This is a genomic window from Caulobacter vibrioides, assembly GCF_002310375.3.
Classification (GTDB): Bacteria; Pseudomonadota; Alphaproteobacteria; order Caulobacterales; family Caulobacteraceae; genus Caulobacter; species Caulobacter vibrioides_D.
Genome location: NZ_CP023315.3, coordinates 2,141,747 through 2,161,582, shown reverse-complemented (window position 1 = coordinate 2,161,582; position 19,836 = coordinate 2,141,747). Strand labels below are relative to the sequence as shown.

Here is a 19,836-nt window from a genome sequence, read left to right as displayed (position 1 = left end):
GACGTTGGCGCAACATCAGGGTGGCTGCCAATGCGGCCAGGTTCGTTTCACGGTCGATCTTGAGCTCGACGACTCTATCCAGTGCAACTGTTCGCGCTGCGGTAAGCTCGGTTCGGTGTTGGCCTTTGCGGATTCTGCGTCCTTCACGTTGGAGCAAGGCGAGGACGCTCTGACGGAGTTCCGGTTCAATGCGCATCGGGTGGCGCATCTCTTCTGTCGCACCTGCGGTATCCAATCGTTCGGACGGGGGACCGCGCCGAGCGGCCAGGAGGTGATCGCGGTGAATCTCCGGTGCCTGGACGGCGTCGATGTGTTTGCGCTGAAGCCCCAGCCTGTGGACGGAAAGTCGTTCTAACGGCGGCCCTTCGTTATCCTGGCCCGTCGCGCCTCTCGGCAGCCGCCATCGGGACCGCGACGGCAAGCGCCGGTGCGAAGGTCAAAACACCATCAAAGGTCTTCAGGCCTCAATGGCCCCAGCCGTCTCAAGCCAGGGGTCTATTATGCGCGGGCTTTTTGTCGTAGCGCGCGTCTCGGCCCTACCAAGCCGCCGCCCGGGCGTTCTGCAGGCCGGCGCGCAGCAGCTTCCGCTCGGCGGCCTTGCCACCTTTGACGATCACCGGCCGCTCGGCGGCGCGCAACAGCGGCAGATCATCCAGGCTGTCGGTATAGGCGTAAGTCCAGCGTGCCCCATGGCCCGCTTGCGCCAAGGCCTGGCATTTGCGCTGGTGACGGCAGTGGATGTCTGCGACCCAACCGCCCAGGACGGGCTTCAGCGATGTCCCGAGCAGTTCGACCGGGCGATCGAGGGTGTCGAGCAGGGCCTTGGCCAGGCAGGTCGGCGCCGCCGTGACGACCACGATACGGTCACCGGCCTGGGCGTGATCCTCCAGAACACTCAAGGCTTGCGCCTTCCAGGTCAGGCTGTTGCGTCCGCTCCTGAGCGCCTGGGCGAAACGCTCGCATGACGCAGCGAGTTGGCGCTCGCTAAGACCGGCCGTCGCGATCCAAAGAAGGACCGATGCGCCGGCCCGGCGCGTGCTGGGCAGGGCGACCATGGGCAGGGCGACGGGGAGAACGGCCAGGGCGGCCAGCAGACGGACGGGCGATTGCTTGACGCGCTCCCAAAGCCAAACCGCCGTGGAGTCGCCATCCAGCAACGTGCCGTCCATGTCGAACACCGCCAGCATTGTCATCTCCGCCACAAGCGTCAGCATGGAGCCACGCTCCCGTGGAAGATTTGCGACACCGTCGGCGGTTTCTGTGGACGAAGGCGACCGCGCGGTGCGGCTGATCGTCTCGCCGGGGCATATCGTGACCCTCCGCCGCCGAAGACTGGGCTTGCTTTTTCGCTCCGCAGCGACTAATTGCGCGGCCATTCCACACGTGGACGTTCGGCCGCACCGGGGAGACATCCCGGCGTCGCCGTTCCGGTCCCGCTCCAGAATGGTCTGGAACGGGGGTGTCCACGGAGGTTCAACCGGAAAAAGGATACAGGCCCGATGGCTCTTCCCGAATTCTCCATGCGTCAGCTCCTGGAAGCCGGCGCTCACTTCGGCCACCAGACGCACCGCTGGAACCCGAAGATGGACCGCTACATCTTCGGTTCGCGCTCGAACATCCACATCATCGACCTGTCGCAGTCGATCCCGCTGCTGCACCAGGCTCTGGTGAAGGTTCGTGAAGTCGCCGCCGCCGGCGGCCGCGTGCTGTTCGTCGGCACCAAGCGCCAGGCCAGCGACCCGGTCGCCACCGCCGCCAAGCGCTGCGCCCAATACTATGTGAATCACCGCTGGCTCGGCGGCACCCTGACCAACTGGCGCACCGTCTCGGGCTCGATCGCTCGTCTGCGCGAACTGGAAGGCGTGCTGGCCGGTGAAGCCCAAGGCCGTTCCAAGAAGGAACTGCTGCAACTGACGCGCGAACGCGACAAGCTGGAGCTGTCGCTGGGCGGCATCAAGGACATGGGCGGCATCCCCGACATCATGTTCGTGATCGACACCAACAAGGAAGCGATCGCGATCCTGGAAGCCCGCAAGCTGAACATCCCGGTCGTCGCCATCCTCGACACCAACTGCGATCCGGACGGCATCACCTATCCGATCCCGGGTAACGACGACGCCGCCCGCGCCCTGCAGCTGTACTGCGACCTGATCGCCGACGCCGTCCTGGACGGCCTGGCCGCCGGCCAAGCCGCCTCGGGCGTCGACCTGGGCGCTTCGGTCGCTCCGGTCGAGCCGGCCCTGGCTCGTGAGCTGGCTCCGGAAGCTCCGGCCGCCGAAGTCGCTCCGGCCGCCGAAGCGGCTCCGGAATCGGCCGAAGGCTGATTTCCTACGGCTCCCCGTTTCATCCGGGGACCGTCGCGACCATGACATGGGACCGGGCTAAGTAGTCCGGTCCCAACTCTTTATCGATTTGGCGAGCTAACAAGCTCGGTCGCCAACCGTTTGAATCTGGAGATTTTCGATGGCTGAGATCACCGCCGCCCTCGTCAAGGAACTGCGCGAAAAGTCCGGCGTCGGCATGATGGACTGCAAGAAGGCGCTGGCTGAAAACAACGGCGACATCGAAGCGTCCATCGACTGGCTGCGCGCCAAGGGCCTGTCCAAGGCCGCCAAGAAGGCTGACCGCGCCGCCGCCGAAGGCCTGGTGGCCATCGCCACCGCCGAACAAGGCGCGGGCGAGACGGCCACGGCCGTCGAAGTGAACGCCGAGACCGACTTCGTGTCGCGTAACGACCTGTTCCAGGGCGCCGCCCGTCAGATCGCCGGCGCCGCGCTCGGCACCGACGGTTCGGTCGACGCGATCACCGCCGCCACGCTGGCCGGTGGCGAAACCGTTCAGGACCACCTGACCAACCTGATCGCCACGATCGGCGAGAACATGATGGTCCGCCGCGCCGCCAAGTGGTCGGTCGAGAGCGGCGTCGTCGCCTCGTACATCCACAACGCCACCGCGCCGGACCTCGGCCGCATCGGCGTGCTGGTGGCCGTCGAGTCGACCGGCGACAAGACCGCCCTGCGTGAGCTGGGCCGCAAGATCGCGATGCACGTCGCCGCGACCTCGCCGCTTTCGCTGTCGCCGGACGACCTGGACCCGGCCGCCATCGAGCGTGAAAAGGCCGTGTTCACCGAGCAGGCGCTGGAATCGGGCAAGCCGCCGGCGGTCGTCGAAAAGATGATCGAAGGCCGTATCCGCAAGTTCCTGGAAGAAGTCGTGCTGCTGAAGCAAGCCTTCGTGATGAACCCGGATCAGACCGTCGAGCAGCTGGTCGCCGAGACCGCCAAGACCCTTGGCGCTCCGGTCACCGTGAAGGGCTTCACGCGTCTGGCCCTGGGCGAAGGCGTTGAGAAGAAGCAAGACGACTTCGCGGCCGAAGTCGCCTCGATGACCGGCCAGGCCTAAGGCCTGATCGCCGGCGCCCCGTGGCGTCGGATCGAGAAATTGGGCGCGGCGCGTTCGACGCGCGCCGCGCCCTTTTCACGCCTGCCATCCGGCGTACGCACCGTGGTTGGCAAAACCCATCCCACTTCTATAGAACGCACGTAATGTGCGTGCCGACGACTCAGGAATAGCGGTCCCATGTCCGATACCAGCGCGCCCCAAAAATATCGCCGCATCCTGCTCAAAGTGTCCGGCGAGGTCCTGATGGGCGACACGCCCTACGGGATCGACACCAACACGGTTCAATCGGTCGCCGAGGACGTCGCCGAGATCGTCAAGTCGGGCGTCGAGCTTTGCCTGGTCATCGGCGGCGGCAACATCTTCCGTGGCATGGCCGGGGCCGCCAAGGGCATGGAGCGCTCGAGCGCCGACTATATGGGCATGCTCGCCACGGTGATGAACGCGCTGGCCATGCAGGACGCCCTGGAGCGGATCGGCGTTGAGACCCGCGTGCAGTCGGCCATCCCGATGGCCACGGTCTGCGAACCCTATATCCGTCGCCGCGCTCAGCGCCACCTCGAGAAGGGGCGTGTGGTGATCTTCGCCGCCGGTACGGGCAATCCGTTCTTCACCACCGATACCGCCGCCGCCCTGCGCGCCGCCGAGATGCAATGCGACGCCCTGTTCAAGGGGACCAGCGTCGACGGCGTCTATACCGCCGATCCCAAGAAGGATCCGACCGCTCAGCGCTATGATCGCCTGAGCTACATGGACGTCCTGGCCAAGGATCTCCGCGTCATGGACGCTTCGGCGGTGGCGCTGATGCGCGACAGCAACATTCCGATCGTGGTCTTCTCGATCAAGGGACGCGGCAACCTGCTGACCGTCCTGCGAGGCGAGGGGACCCACACCGTGGTCGCCGAAGACCGCGCCGCCTGAAATCAAGTCTAGCGAGGAGAGCCACATGGCCGCCGCCGAAAAACCCGTCCTGTCGCGCTATCGCGACCGCATGGACAAGGCTGTTTCCGCTCTGAAGGAAGAGTTCGGCAGCCTGCGCACCGGCCGAGCCTCGGCCAGCCTGCTCGACCAGGTGATGGTCGAGGCCTATGGCTCCACGACGCCGCTGAACGCGGTCGCGTCCGTGAGCGTGCCTGAGCCGCGCCAGATCAATGTCAGCGTCTGGGATCGCGGTGTCGTGGTCTCGGTCGAGAAGGCTATCCGCGCCTCGGGCCTGGGGTTGAACCCTGTGGTCGAGGGCCAGAACCTGCGTATCCCGATCCCGCCGCTGACCGAGGAGCGTCGTCGTGATCTGCAGAAGATCGCCGGCAAGTACGCCGAACAGCAGAAGATCGCTGTGCGCAATGTTCGTCGCGACGCCAACGACGACCTGAAGAAGGCCGAGAAGGACGGGGCCATCGCCGAGGACGAGCGCAAGAAGATGGAAACGGAGGTCCAGAAGATGACCGACGACGCCATCAAGCGGATCGACGAGGCCTTGAAAACCAAGGAACATGAGATCATGCAGGTTTAAGCGCCCGCCTCGCGAGTTTTGATGGGGAGCGAAGAGGGAAGGTTGAAGCGAATGCCGGCGACCACCGGTCCGCAGGACGTTTCGGGACGCGCCGGGGGGCAGGCGTCCACGGAGCGCTTGCACGTGGCCATTATCATGGATGGCAACGGCCGCTGGGCGAAGCAGCGGGGCATGCCGCGCGTGCTGGGGCACCGCGCTGGCGTGAACGCCCTCAAGCGCACGGTTGAGGGCGCTCAGAGCCAGAACGTCGGTGTTCTGACGGTTTTCGGCTTCTCGACCGAGAACTGGAGCCGCCCCGCCCAGGAGGTTTCCGAGCTCATGAGCCTGCTCAAGGCCTATGTCGAATCGGACCTGGAGCGACTGTTCAAGGCTGGCGTGCGCGTTCGCATCATCGGACGGCGTACGGGCCTTTCCCCGGATATCGCCGAGGTGATCGAGCGGGCCGAACGGCGCACGGCGGACAATTCTGAGTTCGTCCTCCAGGTCGCCTTCAACTACGGCGGCCAGGCCGATATCGCCGACGCGGCGCGCGCCTTCGCCGAGCGGGTGGAGCGGGGCGAGGCCAAGGCCTCCGACCTGACCGAAAAGACATTCGAGCAACTTCTGTCGACCGCTGCGGCGCCGCCGCCCGACTTGATCGTTCGCACCAGCGGCGAACGTCGTATCTCGAACTTCCTCCTGTGGGATTGCGCCTACGCCGAGCTCGTCTTCCAGGACGTGCTCTGGCCCGACTATGGTCCCGAGGCGCTGGCGGCGGCGATCGCCGAGTATCGCGGCCGTGATCGCCGGTATGGAGGGGTCGCTGCCGATGACGTCGCCGTCGCCGGCTAAGCGCTTCAACTGGGGCAATCTGCGAACGCGCGTGGTCTCGGCGACCGTGCTCGTTCCTACCGTCGTGGCTGCGGTCTGGCTGGGCGGCTATTGGTTCATGGCCTTGTCTTTGGTCTGCGTCGGGCTGCTGGCCCGCGAGTGGGGCAAGATCAGCGCGCCGAAGGCGCCGAATGCGGTCGGCGCCGTTGTCGGCGTCTTCTGCGGCATCGCCGTCGTTGCGGCCTTCCTTCAGCAGTTTCTGGTCGCTTGGGCGGTCGTTGTGGTGGGCTCTTTCCTGGCCGGCCTCATCGCGCGCGGCGCTGTGGAGCGCCGCGCCGACGCCGCGTATGGCGTCGTCTATATCGCGCCGGCGGTGATCGCGATGGTCTGGGTGCGGTCGCTTAACGACGGTCTCTGGTGGACCTTGCTGCTGTTTGTGGTGACCTGGTTCGCCGACATCTTCGCCTATGTCACGGGCAGCATCTTCAAAGGCCCAAAGCTGTGGCCGAGAATCTCGCCGAACAAGACCTGGGCGGGCTTTATCGGGGGTCTCGCGGCCTCCACGCTTGGGGCCGTCGTCGTAGCCTCGTTAGCCAAGCTTGATCTCATCTGGCCCGTGGCGGCGTTGATTGGCTTGCTCGGCGGTCTGGCGACCATGGCCGGTGATCTCTGGGAATCGATGCTCAAGCGTCGTTTTGGCGTCAAGGACAGCGGCGACCTGATCCCCGGGCATGGGGGACTTCTGGATCGTGTGGACGGACTGATGTTCGCGGCGATCGTGATCGCCGCCGTCCGTTTGGTGGACCACATCGGATGGGCGCATTGACCCCGCCCCGCAAGGTGGTGGTGCTAGGCTCGACGGGATCGATCGGCCTTTCGACCTTGAGCCTCTTCGAAGAGTCCGGCGCGCCCGTACAGATGCTGGCGCTCACCGCCGGCCGCAACGTCGAGCGCCTGATCGAGCAGGCCAGACGCTGGAAACCCATCCTGGCGGTCATCGAGGACGAAAGCTGCCTCGCCGATCTTCGAGCCGGTTTGGCTGGAACGGGCGTGAAAGCCGCGGCGGGCGCCGAGGCGGTGCGCGAAGCCGCCGCGATGGGCGCGGACTGGGTCATGTCGGCGATTGTCGGCGCGGCGGGCCTGGCGCCCACGGTCGCGGCCGCGCGGACCGGCGCCGTGATCGCGTTGGCCAACAAGGAAAGCCTTGTTTGCGCCGGACCTGCGCTACTCGCCATCGCCAGAGCCGCCGGGGGCTCGGTCGTTCCCGTCGACTCCGAGCACTCGGCCATTTTCCAGGTGCTGCAGCCTGACTGCGCTCATCGGGTGTCGCGACTGATCCTGACGGCGTCCGGCGGGCCCTTCCGGACGTGGGACAAGGCGGCGATGGCCCGCGCCACGCCCGAGCAGGCGATCGCTCACCCGAACTGGTCGATGGGCGCCAAGATTTCGGTCGATTCCGCGACCATGATGAACAAGGGCCTCGAGATGATCGAGGCGTCCTATCTGTTCGCAACCCCGGAAGACCGCGTCGACGTCGTGATCCATCCGCAATCGGTGATCCATAGTCTTGTCGAGTATGTCGACGGGTCCACCTTGGCGCAGCTTGGCCCGCCGGACATGCGCGCGCCGATCGCCTGCGCCTTTGCATGGCCTGACCGACTGCCATGGCCGGCGCCGCGCCTCGATCTGGCCGCCTATGGCCAGCTGACCTTCGAATCGCCTGACCTGGATCGCTTTCCCGCGATCGGGATCGCGCGCGAGGCGCTAAGGCTTGGCGGAGGCGCTCCGGCGGCCATGAACGCCGCCAATGAAGTCGCAGTGGCTGCTTTCCTTGACCGCCGTATCGGGTTTCTCGATATTGCCGGCGCGGTGGCGGGGACCCTCGAGCGTATGAACAGCCTGGGTGACCTCTCCGTCGCGGAAAGCGACGCTGTCGAAACCGCGTTGATGATCGATGGCAGCGCTCGCCGCATTGCGGCCGAGGTTGTCGCGCAGAAGCGTCTGCGGGCCTGACCGAGGAGAGTATTTTCGCGCGATGATCGGCTTTCTGATCATGCTTGTGTCTTTGGTGTTCGTGTTGTCCGTCGTGGTGACGGTCCACGAACTCGGACACTATTGGGCTGCGCGCGCTTGCGGCGTGGCCATCGAGCGCTTTTCCATCGGATTTGGCGCGCCCTTGATCTCCTGGCGCGACAAGCACGGCGTCGAGTGGTGCGTGGCCTCCCTGCCTTTGGGCGGCTATGTGCGCTTCGCCGGCGATGAGAACGCGGCCAGCGTTCCGGACCAGAACGACCTCGACGCGATGCGGAACGAAATCCGCCGCCGCGAGGGCGACGACGCGGTCAATCGCTATTTCCATTTCAAGCCGGTCTGGCAACGCGCCTTCATCGCCGTCGCCGGTCCGATGGCGAACTTCATCCTGGCGATCCTGGTCTTCGCGGTCATCCTGGTGTCGTTCGGCGCGCAGAAGACCTCGACAACCGTCGGCGAAGTCGTCGCCGGCACGCCGGCCGCTGTCGCGGGCTTCAAGCCGGGCGATGTGATCTTGCAGGCGGATAACCGCAAGATCCGATCGTTCCAGGACATCCAGGGCTATGTGGCGCTGCGGGCGAACATGCCCATCGACTTTTCGGTCGAGCGGGAAGGGCGCACGGTGCATCTCACCGCCACGCCGCGGCTCGTGGAGCGTCAGAACGAGATCAGCGGTCGCGTCAAGATCGGCGAACTGGGACTTCGCAGCGCGCCGGGCGGGCGGTTTGAGCGTTCATCGCTCCTGAGCGCCATTCCCGACGCGACCGTCGAGGTCTGGGACATGATCCGGACCATCGCCTTCTATCTTGGTCGCTTGCTGATGGGTCAGCTTCCCGCCGACCAGATCAGCGGGATCATCGGCATCGGTCACACGGCCGGCGCTGTCACCAACGGCGTTGTCGAACAGGCTCCCAACGGCAAGGCGTTGGCGATCGGGCTGCTCTATTCGCAGTTTTGGCTCATCGCGAGCCTGTCGGTCAGCATCGGTTTCATGAACCTGTTGCCGATTCCGGTTCTCGATGGCGGTCACCTGCTGATGTACGCCTATGAAGCTGTCGCGAAACGACCCTTGCGGGCGGAGTTCCAAGCTGCGGGCTTCCGCGCAGGGCTTGCCTTGATCCTGGGTTTCATGCTGTTCGCGGCATGGAACGACCTAAACCGCTACGACGTGTTCAAATTCATCGGCGGACTTTTCACGTGAACGTCCGTCCTCCGTCCATGATTGGTCACATGAACAAACTTCGCGCCCAAAGCGCCGCGTTCGCCACGGGTATGGCGCTGCTCCTCGGCTCGACGGCCCTGGTGGCGCCGCAGCAGGCCTTCGCTCAAGCCGGCCAGACCAGTGTGGTGCAGCGCATCCTGGTGCAAGGCAACGAGCGGATCGAACAGGGCACGGTGCTGTCCTATCTGCCGATCCAGCCCGGCGACACGGTCGACTCCCAGCGCCTCGACCTAGCGCTGAAGACCCTGGCCCGCACCGACCTCTTCGCGGACGTGAAGATTGAGATGCTAGGTGGCGATCTGGTCGTGAAGGTCGTTGAGAACCCGATCATCAATCAGGTGGTGTTCGAGGGGAATTCCTCGCTCAAGGAAGACAAGCTGAAGGACGAAGTGCAGATCCGCCCGCGCGGCATCTTCACGCGCGCCAAGGTTCAGGCCGACGTTCAACGCATCATCGAGCTCTATCGTCGTTCAGGCCGGATCTCGGCCACTGTGACGCCCAAGGTGGTCGAACTGCCGCAAAAGCGCGTCGACCTGGTGTTCGAGATCAGCGAAGGCGCCAAGAGCGGCGTGCTCGGGATCAACTTCCTCGGTAACGCCGAGTTCTCGGACAACGATCTCCGCGACGTCATCGTCACCAAGGAGAGCCGCTGGTACAAGATCCTGACCAGCAACGATAACTACGATCCCGACCGGATCGAGTATGACCGCGAACAGCTGCGCAAGCACTACCGTAATCGCGGCTATTTCGATTTCCGCGTGGTCTCTTCGGTCGCCGAGCTGGCTCCGGACAAGAACGGCTTCGCCGTGAGCTACACCCTCGAAGAGGGGCCCAAGTACAAGTTCGGCAAGATCACCGTCGAGACGGAGCTGAAGAAGCTGGACGGCAATCTGCTGGCGCAGATCCTGCCGGTTCGCGCCGGACAGCTCTATGAGGACGAGCGAATCGAGCAAGCGACCGACGCCTTGACCTTCGCGGCCGGCGCCGCCGGTTTCGCTTTCGTGGACGTGCGGCCGCGCTATGTCCCGAACCGCGAGACCAAGACGGTCGACGTCGTGTTCCAGGTCCGCGAAGGACCGCGCGTCTATGTCGATCGCATCGACATCGTCGGCAACACCCGTACGCTTGACTACGTCCTGCGCCGTGAACTGGAGGTCGCCGAGGGCGACGCCTACAACCGCGTTCTGGTCGATCGGTCGAAGAACAACATGCGTCGCCTGGGCTTCTTCAAGGAAGTCGAGATCGAGGACGCGCCCGGCTCGGCCCCGGACCGTACGAGCCTGCGTGTCAAGGTCGAGGAGCAGCCCACCGGCGAACTGTCGTTCAGCGCGGGCTACAGCTCGATCGACAAGCTGGTGCTCGACGTGGGCATCACCGAACGTAACTTCCGCGGCCGCGGCCAGAACCTCCGCGCGCGCGCGTCCGTGGGTTCGCTGCGTCAGCAGATCGATTTCGGGTTCAGTGAGCCGCGCTTCCTGGGTCGCAACCTGGTCGCGGGCGTGAACCTCTACACCTTCCGCTACGACCTGTCGGAGTACGCAGCCTACGACACCAAGTCGATCGGTGGCGATGTGCGCTTCGGCTTCCCGCTGACCAACGACTCGTCGATGAGCCTGCGCTACACGGTCCGTCAGGACGAGGTGAGCGTCGCCGACAGCCTCTGCACCAGCGGCTCGGTCTCGCAGATCCTCTGCCTGCAGCGCGGCGCTTACATCACCTCGCTGATCGGCTATGGCCTGCGCATCGACAAGCGGAACGATCCGATCAACCCCACTCGCGGCTGGTTCGCCGACCTGAACCAGGACCTCGCCGGCGTGGGCGGGGACGTGAAGTACCTCAAGACCGAAGCCGACGCTGGCTGGTACTGGGGCTTCACCAAGGATCTGGTGTTCAGCGCAACCGGCTCTGTCGGCTACATCGAGGGCTGGGGCGGCGACAATGTTCGCATCAACGACCGCTTCTATCGCGGCGGCACCTCGTTCCGCGGCTTCGAGATCGCCGGTATTGGTCCGCGCGACATCTCGAGCTCCTACAATTCGATGGGCGCGAAGCTTTACGCCATCAGCACCTTCGAGCTGACCGTTCCAACCTTCCTGCCCGAGCAGTACGGCATCAAGGCCGCCTTGTTCAGCGACGTGGGTACGGCCGGTCTGTTGGATGACGTGGATCGTCAGAAGTCGCCAGGCGTCTTCGATCCGAACATCCGGGATAACCTTGGCCTGCGTGCCTCGGCGGGTATCTCGATCGACTGGAAGTCCCCCATGGGACCCATTCGCTTCGACATCAGCCGCATCCTGTCCAAGGAAGACTACGACCGAACCGAAACGTTCCGGTTCTCCACCTCCACAAGGTTCCAATAGACATGTCCAAGTTCCTGTTCGCGGCCGCGTCCAGCGTCGTCGCCCTCGCCATCGCGACCAGCGCGTCGGCTCAGACGGCCCCGGCCGCCGCGCCGGCTGCCCCCGCCGTCACGCACGGCCCCGCTCTCGCGGGCGTCTGCATCTTCTCGAGCCCCCGCGCCGTGGGCAGCTCGCAGGTCGGCAAGGCTGTCGACGCGCGCCTGAAGACGATCATCCAGCAGGTCAACGCCGAGCTGACCGGCGAGCGCACCGCTCTGGATAACGAAGCCAAGGCCCTGGACGCCAAGAAGACGACGATCGCCCAGGACGCGCTTGAGCAGCAAGCCGCGACCCTGCAGGCCAAGGCCAACGCCTGGCAGCGCAAGGGCCAGCTTCGCCAGAAGGAAGTCGAGGCCACCGAACAGAAGGCCTTGTCGCGCGTCTATTCGGAGCTGAACACGCCGATCCAACAGGTCTATCAGGCCCAGAAGTGCAGCATCCTGCTGGACCGCGAGTCCGTGATGCTGGCCAACCCGGCCATGGACATCACCGACGCGGTCGTCGCCGCCTTGGACGCGCGCATCAAGACCCTGACCTTCGACCGTGAGCGTCTGGACCAGCAAGTCCCCGGCGCCGCGCCGCTGCAACCGACGAACAGGTAAGCGAATCGTCCCCCGCGTGGTTACGTAGGGGGACCTTTTCGCCGTGAGGAACCATGCCGGACCCGCGTTTCTTCGATAGCCTGGGTCCGGCGTTGCTTTCCGAGTTGGCCCAGGCCGGCGCCGCCGAGATCGCGGACGTCGCCCTGGCCAATAGGCTGATCGCCCACGTCGCGCCGCTGGACACGGCCGATGAGGGCGCTGTGACATTCTTTTCCGACGTCAAGCGCAAGGACGCGGCCGCCGGTACGCGCGCCGGCGCCTGCTTTGTGCGTCCGGAACACAAGGATTTCCTGCCGGCGACGTGCGCGGCCTTGGTCACGACGCGTCCGCAGGCTGCGTGGGCGGCCGCCGCTAACCGCCTGCACGCGCCGCGCCGTCACGAACCTGGCGCTCCGCCCATTCATCCCGAGGCGACGCTGGAGACTGGCGTGGAGCTCGCGCCGAACGTCACGATCGGGCAGGGCGCTCGGATCGGCCGGGGAACCCGGATCGGCCCCGGCGCCGTGATCGGTCCGGGCGTTCTGATCGGCCGAGATTGCCGCATTGGCGCGAACGCGGTCATCGGGTTCGCCTTGCTGGGCGATGGTGTTTGCGTCTCCGCCGGCGCCGTGATCGGCGAAGCAGGCTTCGGCGCGGCCCCGGGGCCCCGCGGCATGGTGGACCTTCCGCAGCTTGGACGGGTCGTCATCCAGGACAACGTGACCCTGGGGGCCAATAGCTGCGTCGATCGGGGCGCCTTTGGCGATACGACCATCGGCGAGAACACCAAGATCGACAATCTGGTCCATGTCGCGCACAACGTCCGTATCGGGCGCAATTGCGTGCTGGCGGCTTATACGGGCGTCTCGGGCAGCACCGTCGTCGGCGACGGTGTCGCCTTCGGCGGCAAGGCCGGGGTGGCCGATCATTTGAACATCGGCTCGGGCGCGAGCATCGGGGCGGCCGCCTCGGTGTTCAAGGACGTGCCGGAAGGCGAAACTTGGACGGGCTTCCCCGCGCGACCGCTGAAGCGGTGGCTCAGGGAGACCGCATGGCTGTCGCGCATGGCGGGCGGTCGAGGGACGAGGGGCAGACCATGAGCGAGAACACCGAGCAAACGGTGCAGACCGATATCGATATCGCGGAAATCCTCGCGCGCATCCCGCACCGCTATCCGTTCCTGCTCGTCGACCGCGCTGAAGACTACAAGCCCCACCAGTCGATCGTCGGCATCAAGTGCGTGACGATCAATGAGCCGTTCTTCCAAGGCCACTTCCCAGGCAACCCGGTCATGCCCGGCGTCCTGATCATCGAGGCCCTGGCGCAGACCGGCGCGGTGCTGATGAGCAAGTCCCTGGAAGTCGACACCGAGGGCAAGACGATCTTCTTCATGTCGGTCGACAACGCGCGCTTCCGCAATCCCGTGCGTCCTGGCGACGTGATCCGCATGGAGGTCGAAGTCGTGCGCGCGCGGTCGTCGATCTTCAAGTTCAAGGGCGTGGCCAAGGTCGGTGACAAGGTCGCCGCCGAGGCCGAGTTCGCCGCCATGGTTGTCGAGACGGGACCCAAGGCATGACCATCCACCCTACCGCCATCATCTCTCCGGAAGCCAAGCTGGCCCCCGACGTCGAGGTCGGGCCCTACAGCATCGTTGGTCCGGATGTGACGCTGGCGGCTGGCGTGCGCCTTCTTTCCCACGTGGTGGTGGAAGGCGCGACGACGATCGGCGAGGGCTGTATCGTCCATCCCTTCGCCAATCTCGGCGGTCCGCCCCAGCACCTGGGCCACAAGGGTGAGCGCACCGAGCTGATCATCGGCCCGCGCAACATCATCCGCGAACACGTGACCATGCACACCGGCACCGCGTCGGGTAAGGGCATGACCACGATCGGGTCCGATGGTCTCTACATGGTCGGCTCCCACGTGGCGCATGACTGTGCGGTCGGCGATTTCGTGGTGCTGGCCAAGGGCGCGACCCTGGGCGGCCACGTGACGATCGGCGACTATGTGTTCATGGGCGGGCTCGCTGCGGCGCATCAGTTCTCGCGCATCGGCCGCTACAGCTTCATCGGCGGGCTCGCCGCCGTGACCAAGGACGTGATCCCCTATGGTTCGGTGTGGGGCAACCACGCGCACCTCGAGGGCCTGAACCTGGTCGGTCTGAAGCGTCGCGGTTTCTCGCGCGAGACGATCAACGCGCTGCGCGCCGCCTATCGCTTGATGTTCGCTGACGAAGGCACCTTCCAGGAGCGTCTCGACGACGTAGCCGAGATCCACGCGGGCAACCCCGAGGTGATGGAGATCGTCGATTTCATCCGCGCCGACGCCAATCGCCCGCTGTGTCTGCCGGAGCGAGAGGTCTAGGGTTTCATCGATGCGTAAGTTGGGCCTCATCGCCGGCGGCGGGGCGCTTCCCGTCGAGCTAGCGTCTCACTGCGAGGCCGCTGGGCGCGCCTTCTCCGTGATGCGGCTACGGGGATTTGCCGACGCCTCGTTAGCGCAGCGCCCGGGCGTTGAGGTCGGGCTTGGCGAGTTCGGCAAGATCTTCAAGGCCCTCCGCGCCGAGGCCTGCGAAGTCGTCTGCTTTGCGGGAAATGTCAGCCGTCCGGACTTCTCGGCGCTCATGCCGGATGCGCGAGGCCTGAAGGTTCTGCCGGGCCTGATCGTCGCCGCGCGCAAGGGCGACGACGCGCTCCTACGGCGGGTGCTGGACGAGTTCGAGAAAGAAGGCTTCGAGATCGAGGGCGCGCATGAGGTGATGGGCGAGATGACCCTTCCCCGGGGCCGTCTTGGCAAGGTCTCGCCCGCGCCCGAGCACATGGCGGACATCGATAAGGCGCTGCATGTCGCGCGCGAGATCGGACGGCTGGACATCGGGCAGGGCGCCGTCGTGTGCGACGGCCTGATCCTGGCCGTCGAGGCTCAGGAAGGCACCGACGCCATGTTGCGTCGCGTGGCCGATCTGCCAGAGGCCATTCGCGGGCGGGTCGAGCGCCGGTTCGGCGTATTGGCCAAGGCGCCGAAACCGATCCAGGAGACGCGCGTCGATCTGCCGACCATCGGTGTCGCCACGATCCAGCGGGCCGCACGCGCAGGTCTGGCCGGCATCGTCGGCGAAACCGGGCGCCTGCTCGTCGTCGATCGGGACGCGGTGATCGCGGCCGCCGACGATCTGGGCCTCTTCGTCCTGGGGGTCGATCCGCAGGAGCGGCCGTGACGACCCCTGATGATAAGCCTCTGAAGGTCATGCTCGTCGCCGCCGAGGCGTCAGGCGACGCGCTTGGCGCGGGCCTGGCCAAGGTGCTGCGCGCTCGCCTGGGGGACGGTGTGACGTTCGTCGGGATCGGCGGGGCCAAGATGGCCGAGCAGGGGGTCGAGAGCCCCTTCGACATCGCCCAGCTCTCGATCCTGGGCATCCTGGAGAGCCTGAAGGCCTATCCACGGGCGATGGCGCGACTGAAGGACACTGTGGCCCTGGCGGCGCGCGAGAAGCCCGATGTCGCTGTGCTGATCGACAGTTGGGGCTTCAATATTCGACTGGCGCACGCCTTGCGAAAACTCGACCCGGGCCTGCCGCTCGTAAAGTACGTCGCGCCGCAGGTCTGGGCGTACCGTGAAGGCCGGGCGCGAGGGCTCGCCAAGGCCGTGGATCTGTTGCTGTCCATCCAGCCGATGGACAAGCCGTACTTCGACGCCGCCGGGCTTGAGAACGTCTTCGTCGGCAACTCGGCCCTCGCCAAGCGCTTCGATCACGCCGATCCGGCCCGGCTGCGCGCGGCGATCGGGGCGTCGGGCTCCGAACAGATCCTCCTGGTGCTGCCGGGGAGCCGACCTTCTGAGATCGAGCGCGTGATGCCGGCGTTCGAGGGCGCCGTTCGCCGCCTGAAGGCCGAGCGCCCCCAGCTCCATGTGGTCGTGCCCGCAGCCTATACCGTCGCCGAAGCGGTCAAGGCGCGAGTCGCCGGCTGGCCGTTCCGGGCGCACGTGATCGAGGATGAAGGCCTCAAGGATGACGCGTTCCTCGCGGGCGACGTCGCCTTGGCGTGCAGCGGCACCGTGACCACCGAACTGGCGCTGGCGGGCCGCCCGATGGTGGTCGGCTACAAGACTGGCGCGGTCACCTACGCCATCGTCAAACGGCTGATGAAGCCGCGCTGGATCACCCTGTTCAACATCGCGGCCGGCAAGGCCGTGGCGCCGGAGTTGATCCAGGACGCCTGCGAGGCCGAGGGCCTGGCGCGCGAAGTGGCCATTCGCCTGGATGATCGCGCCTTGCGCCAGCGGCAGGCGGCTGAGCAGTACGCGGCGCTCGACAAGATGGGCCGTGGCATGCCCGACCCTTCAGAAGCGGCGGCGACCGCGCTGCTGGACTTTCTGACGGCGCGCGGCAGGGCCGCCGTTACAGGCTAGACGCTCGTGGTGTCCATCGAGGTTAATCAACGGTTTACGCTCAAGCCGCTAGCCTCAACACAGCTGTCGTCGTGGAGTCGTCGTCGTGGCTGTAGACCCGACCGCGCCCGTGTCTCCGATCCTTCCAACCGCTCCGGCTGGAACAGGGGCTGATTCCAGCGCGGTCCTTCAAGCCTTGGCGCGGCAGGCGTTGACGAACGCGACCGCCCAACTCGCCGGTATCGTCGGTCAGGCCGAGGCCGGTTCGCCACAGGCGCGGGGGCAGGTCGAGCAGGCGGGGCAATCGTCGGCGGGAGACGCAGAACGGGCCGCGACGACGCCAAAAGAGGCCCTCTCGCCCACCGTCCAGGCCACCGCGCCGGTTTCGAGATCACCCCCTGAAACACAGATTGCGCGGGCGGTCCGGGTCGCGACGGCGGAAGCTGTGCCCAGACAGGCGGGCATCGCGCCGCTGATGGCGGATATCGCTGCCATTGTCGGCGAGGCCAGTTCGCCGCCCGATGTCGTCGAAGCCGCCCGGACGCTTCTGTCCGTCACGCCAACGATTCCAGAGATCACGACCGCCGCTGGCCTTCGCCAGGCGGTGGAACGTTCGGGGGTCTTGCTGGAGGCCCACTTGGCGAGGGCGGCGGCCGTCCCGTCCGCCGCCGGTCCCGCGCCGCAGCCCATCGCGAGCCAGGGAGACCTGAAGGCCGCGCTGCTGGTGTTCCGCGGTGCTCTATCGGCCTGGCTCGCCCGGATCGAGCTCCCGGCCAGACCGAGCGAGCAGAGACGCGACATGGCGCCCCAGCCGGTTGGAGACGCGGCGCCTGATTTGGCGGACCCGGCGGTGGGCCGGCCGCTCGGCGACAACGATAAGGCCCGGGCGGTCCTGCCGGTTCCGGCCGCACCGATGCAGAGAAGCCCGACGCCCGGCCCGCCGGTCGCGCATCCCTTAGCCCAGGCTGCTGGCGCGTCGGCGCCCCAGGCGGCGGCGCCCCTCGCGCAGGCTTTCCCAGCCGGACCGCCGCCCCAGGCGTCGCCCCCGATCATCGAAGCGCCCATTGATTCGGACATCGAGGCGCGCTTTGGAGCCTTTGTCGCGCCGCCTCCGAAGGGCGGCGAGCCGTCGACGGCGAAGGCGCCGCTGGCCAAGCCGACGCCGCCGGCGCTGATCCAGGTGGAACATCTGGACGGTGATGTCGAACCGCCGGAGACCCAGCCGACCGACCCGATCGAGGCCCGCCCCCTCGTGGCCCGCGGCTATGGCGCATCCGGAGAAGAGGTGCGGGCGAAGACGCCTCCGCCGCCCTATGCGGGCGGACCGACGGCGGGGCAGAAGCCCATGGATCCCAGCCCCCAACTGACGGGAAGTCCCGAGGCGATGGCGCGTCGCCTGCTCAAGAGCGTCCAGTCGGCCTTGGCCCGTCAGGACCTGATGCAGATCGCGTCCCTGCCCGAGCCCGTGGTTCATGAGCAGGAGATCTCGGAGCCGCGCATTCCTTCGGCGAAGTTGAACTTTGATCTGCCGTTCGTCACGCCCCAGGGCGTCGCTGTGGCGCAATTCGAGATCAGCCGAGATGGCGGTGGCGGCGGTGGCGGCGCCGTATCGACGATCGAGCCGACCTATCGCGCGCGCTTCTCGATCGATGTCGAACCGCTTGGGCCGGTGCATGCCCTGGTCGTGCTCACCGGGGCCCGAACCCGCGTGTCGCTCTGGGCTGAACGCGCCGAGACCATCTCGCGCCTCCGCGCCGGGGAGGAGGCCCTTGGGGCGGCGTTGCGCCAGGCGGACCTGACACCGGAGGTGGCGGTTCATTCAGGCGCGCCGCCGGTGCGAGGCGTCAGTGCGCTGGGGCATTTCGTGGATCAGGCCTCATGAGCGGAATCACAGGCCCGTCGTCCAAGCCGCGCATCGCCGTCGCGCTCCTCTACGAGGATCCGAATGCGCCCAAGGTCGTCGCCTCGGGGCAGGGCTGGATTGGCGAGAAGATCATCGAGACGGCCAAGGAGCACGGAGTGCCGATCGAGGAGGACCCGGTTCTCGCCCAGGCGCTGTCGACCATCGAGATCGATGAGGAGGTCCCCGAAGCGCTCTACCGCGCCGTCGCCGAGGTGCTGAGCTTCCTGCTCAAGCGCTGAAACGAAAAAGGCCCCGCCGAAGCGAGGCCTGATCCGTAAAGCAGAACCGGGAGCGCCTTAGCGCTTGTCGAGCGAGATGTAGTCGCGCTGCGTGGCGCCCGTGTAGAGCTGACGCGGACGACCGATCTTGCGGGTGGGGTCCTCGAACATTTCCTTCCACTGGCTGATCCAGCCGACGGTGCGGGCCAGGGCGAACAGCACGGTGAACATGTTGGTCGGGAAGCCCATCGCGCGCAGGGTGATGCCCGAATAGAAGTCGATGTTCGGGTACAGCTTGCGGTCGACGAAGTACGGGTCGTTCAGGGCGACCTTTTCCAGCTCCTGGGCGACCTGCAGCAGCGGGTCGTTGTTGTGGCCCAGTTCGGCCAGAACCTCGTGCGCGGTCTTTTGCATGACCTTCGCGCGCGGGTCGAAGTTCTTGTACACGCGGTGGCCAAAGCCCATCAGCTTATACTTCCGGTCCTTCACGCCCTGGACGTAGTCCTTGATGTTGTCGACCGAACCGATGGTCTCCAGCATCTCCAGGGCTTCCTGGTTGGCGCCGCCGTGCGACGGGCCCCACAGGCAGGCGATGCCGGCGGCGATACAGGCGAACGGGTGCGCGCCCGAAGAGCCGGCCAGACGCACGGTCGACGTCGAGGCGTTCTGCTCGTGGTCGGCGTGCAGGATGAAGATCCGGTCCATGGCGCGGGTCAGCACCGGGTTCGGCTTCCAGTCCTCGGCCGGCACGGCGAAGCACATGCGCAGGAAGTTTTCCGAGTACGACAGGTCGTTGCGCGGCGACACGAACGGCTGGCCGACCGTGTACTTATAGGCGCGGGCGGCGATCGTCGGCATCTTGGCGATCAGGCGATGAGCGCTGATCTCGCGCTCACGCGCGTCGTCGACATTGATGCTGTCCGAATAGAAGGCCGACAGGGCGCCAACGGCGCCGGTCATGACCGCCATCGGGTGGGCGTCGCGACGGAAGCCCTCGAAGAAGCGGTCGAACTGAGCGTGCAACATCGTGTGGTAGGTGATGTTGTGCTCGAACTTGGCGAACTCGTCGGCCTTGGGCAGTTCGCCGTTCAGCAGCAGGTAGCAGACCTCGAGGAACGAGGACTTCTCGGCTAGCTGGTCGATCGGGTAGCCGCGGTGCAGCAGGATGCCCGCGTCGCCGTCGATATAGGTGATCTTGCTCTCGCACGAGGCGGTCGAGGTGAAGCCTGGATCGAACGTGAAGTGATCGCTTTCACCGTAGATCTTCCGAACGTCGATGACGTCCGGACCCGTGCTGCCCTTGAGGATCGGCAGCTCATAGCTCTTGTCGCCGATCGTCAGCGTGGCTTTATCGGTCATCCGTAGACCCCT

The 19,836-nt window shown here is 66.1% G+C and carries 20 protein-coding genes; 18 read left to right on the top strand and 2 right to left on the bottom strand.

Features of this window, described 5'->3' with window-relative positions; genetic code table 11:
• Window positions 1-4 precede the first annotated feature (4 nt).
• A complete protein-coding gene (locus tag CA606_RS10245; RefSeq protein WP_096051224.1) occupies window positions 5-355 on the top strand; it encodes a GFA family protein in 351 nt (116 codons plus the stop codon).
• A gap of 181 nt (window positions 356-536) precedes the next feature.
• On the opposite strand, the gene CA606_RS10240 is transcribed toward CA606_RS10245, so the two are convergent.
• Window positions 537-1,187 carry a haloacid dehalogenase-like hydrolase gene (locus CA606_RS10240; protein ID WP_181242898.1) on the bottom strand — a complete coding sequence of 217 codons (651 nt, stop codon included), beginning with the start codon at window positions 1,185-1,187 and terminating at the stop codon, window positions 537-539.
• Window positions 1,188-1,499: 312 nt separating this feature from the next.
• On the opposite strand from CA606_RS10240, the gene rpsB reads away from it, so the two are divergent.
• From rpsB to CA606_RS10155, 17 genes are all read left to right on the top strand, one after another.
• Window positions 1,500-2,324 (top strand): 30S ribosomal protein S2, encoded by an 825-nt coding sequence (gene rpsB / locus CA606_RS10235; protein WP_096051225.1) that lies wholly within the window; start codon window positions 1,500-1,502, stop codon window positions 2,322-2,324.
• Window positions 2,325-2,463: 139 nt separating this feature from the next.
• The gene (gene tsf / locus CA606_RS10230; protein WP_096051226.1) at window positions 2,464-3,402 is read left to right on the top strand and encodes a translation elongation factor Ts; all 939 of its coding nucleotides are present in this window, start codon (window positions 2,464-2,466) and stop codon (window positions 3,400-3,402) included.
• A 177-nt stretch (window positions 3,403-3,579) separates the two neighbouring features.
• Entirely contained in the window at window positions 3,580-4,320 is a 741-nt protein-coding gene (pyrH, locus tag CA606_RS10225; RefSeq protein WP_010919787.1) for a UMP kinase, read from the top strand.
• Between the two features lie 25 nt (window positions 4,321-4,345).
• On the top strand, window positions 4,346-4,912 hold the full coding sequence (gene frr / locus CA606_RS10220) for a ribosome recycling factor (RefSeq protein WP_010919786.1): 567 nt from the start codon (window positions 4,346-4,348) through the stop codon (window positions 4,910-4,912).
• 51 nt (window positions 4,913-4,963) lie between these two features.
• Complete coding sequence (gene uppS / locus CA606_RS10215; protein WP_096051227.1) at window positions 4,964-5,743, top strand: polyprenyl diphosphate synthase; 780 nt, start codon at window positions 4,964-4,966, stop codon at window positions 5,741-5,743.
• Window positions 5,703-6,548 carry a phosphatidate cytidylyltransferase gene (locus CA606_RS10210; RefSeq protein WP_096051228.1) on the top strand — a complete coding sequence of 282 codons (846 nt, stop codon included), beginning with the start codon at window positions 5,703-5,705 and terminating at the stop codon, window positions 6,546-6,548. The genes uppS and CA606_RS10210 overlap by 41 nt, the downstream gene beginning before the upstream one ends.
• Window positions 6,536-7,735 (top strand): 1-deoxy-D-xylulose-5-phosphate reductoisomerase, encoded by a 1,200-nt coding sequence (gene dxr, locus CA606_RS10205; RefSeq protein ID WP_096051229.1) that lies wholly within the window; start codon window positions 6,536-6,538, stop codon window positions 7,733-7,735. Before CA606_RS10210 ends, dxr begins: the two co-directional genes overlap by 13 nt.
• Before the next feature lie 22 nt (window positions 7,736-7,757).
• Entirely contained in the window at window positions 7,758-8,954 is a 1,197-nt protein-coding gene (locus CA606_RS10200; protein ID WP_096051230.1) for a M50 family metallopeptidase, read from the top strand.
• A 17-nt stretch (window positions 8,955-8,971) separates the two neighbouring features.
• Entirely contained in the window at window positions 8,972-11,335 is a 2,364-nt protein-coding gene (gene bamA, locus CA606_RS10195) for an outer membrane protein assembly factor BamA (protein ID WP_096051231.1), read from the top strand.
• Between the two features lie 2 nt (window positions 11,336-11,337).
• Window positions 11,338-11,976, top strand: coding sequence for an OmpH family outer membrane protein (locus CA606_RS10190; RefSeq protein WP_096051232.1), 639 nt, complete (start codon window positions 11,338-11,340; stop codon window positions 11,974-11,976).
• Between the two features lie 53 nt (window positions 11,977-12,029).
• Window positions 12,030-13,055: a UDP-3-O-(3-hydroxymyristoyl)glucosamine N-acyltransferase gene (lpxD, locus tag CA606_RS10185; RefSeq protein WP_096051233.1), complete on the top strand. Its 1,026-nt coding sequence runs from the start codon at window positions 12,030-12,032 to the stop codon at window positions 13,053-13,055.
• The gene (gene fabZ, locus CA606_RS10180; RefSeq protein ID WP_096051234.1) at window positions 13,052-13,531 is read left to right on the top strand and encodes a 3-hydroxyacyl-ACP dehydratase FabZ; all 480 of its coding nucleotides are present in this window, start codon (window positions 13,052-13,054) and stop codon (window positions 13,529-13,531) included. Before lpxD ends, fabZ begins: the two co-directional genes overlap by 4 nt.
• Entirely contained in the window at window positions 13,528-14,319 is a 792-nt protein-coding gene (gene lpxA / locus CA606_RS10175) for an acyl-ACP--UDP-N-acetylglucosamine O-acyltransferase (protein WP_096051235.1), read from the top strand. The genes fabZ and lpxA overlap by 4 nt, the downstream gene beginning before the upstream one ends.
• A 10-nt stretch (window positions 14,320-14,329) precedes the next feature.
• On the top strand, window positions 14,330-15,172 hold the full coding sequence (gene lpxI, locus CA606_RS10170; RefSeq protein ID WP_096051236.1) for a UDP-2,3-diacylglucosamine diphosphatase: 843 nt from the start codon (window positions 14,330-14,332) through the stop codon (window positions 15,170-15,172).
• Window positions 15,169-16,365, top strand: coding sequence for a lipid-A-disaccharide synthase (gene lpxB / locus CA606_RS10165; protein WP_096051237.1), 1,197 nt, complete (start codon window positions 15,169-15,171; stop codon window positions 16,363-16,365). The genes lpxI and lpxB overlap by 4 nt, the downstream gene beginning before the upstream one ends.
• Before the next feature lie 190 nt (window positions 16,366-16,555).
• Window positions 16,556-18,226 carry a flagellar hook-length control protein FliK gene (locus CA606_RS10160; protein WP_233282145.1) on the top strand — a complete coding sequence of 557 codons (1,671 nt, stop codon included), beginning with the start codon at window positions 16,556-16,558 and terminating at the stop codon, window positions 18,224-18,226.
• Window positions 18,223-18,486, top strand: a complete 264-nt coding sequence (locus CA606_RS10155; RefSeq protein ID WP_096051239.1) for an EscU/YscU/HrcU family type III secretion system export apparatus switch protein — start codon at window positions 18,223-18,225, stop codon at window positions 18,484-18,486. Before CA606_RS10160 ends, CA606_RS10155 begins: the two co-directional genes overlap by 4 nt.
• Before the next feature lie 57 nt (window positions 18,487-18,543).
• Here the strand turns inward: CA606_RS10155 and gltA are convergent, their stop codons facing one another.
• Window positions 18,544-19,824 (bottom strand): citrate synthase, encoded by a 1,281-nt coding sequence (gene gltA / locus CA606_RS10150; RefSeq protein ID WP_096051240.1) that lies wholly within the window; start codon window positions 19,822-19,824, stop codon window positions 18,544-18,546.
• Window positions 19,825-19,836: the final 12 nt, after the last annotated feature.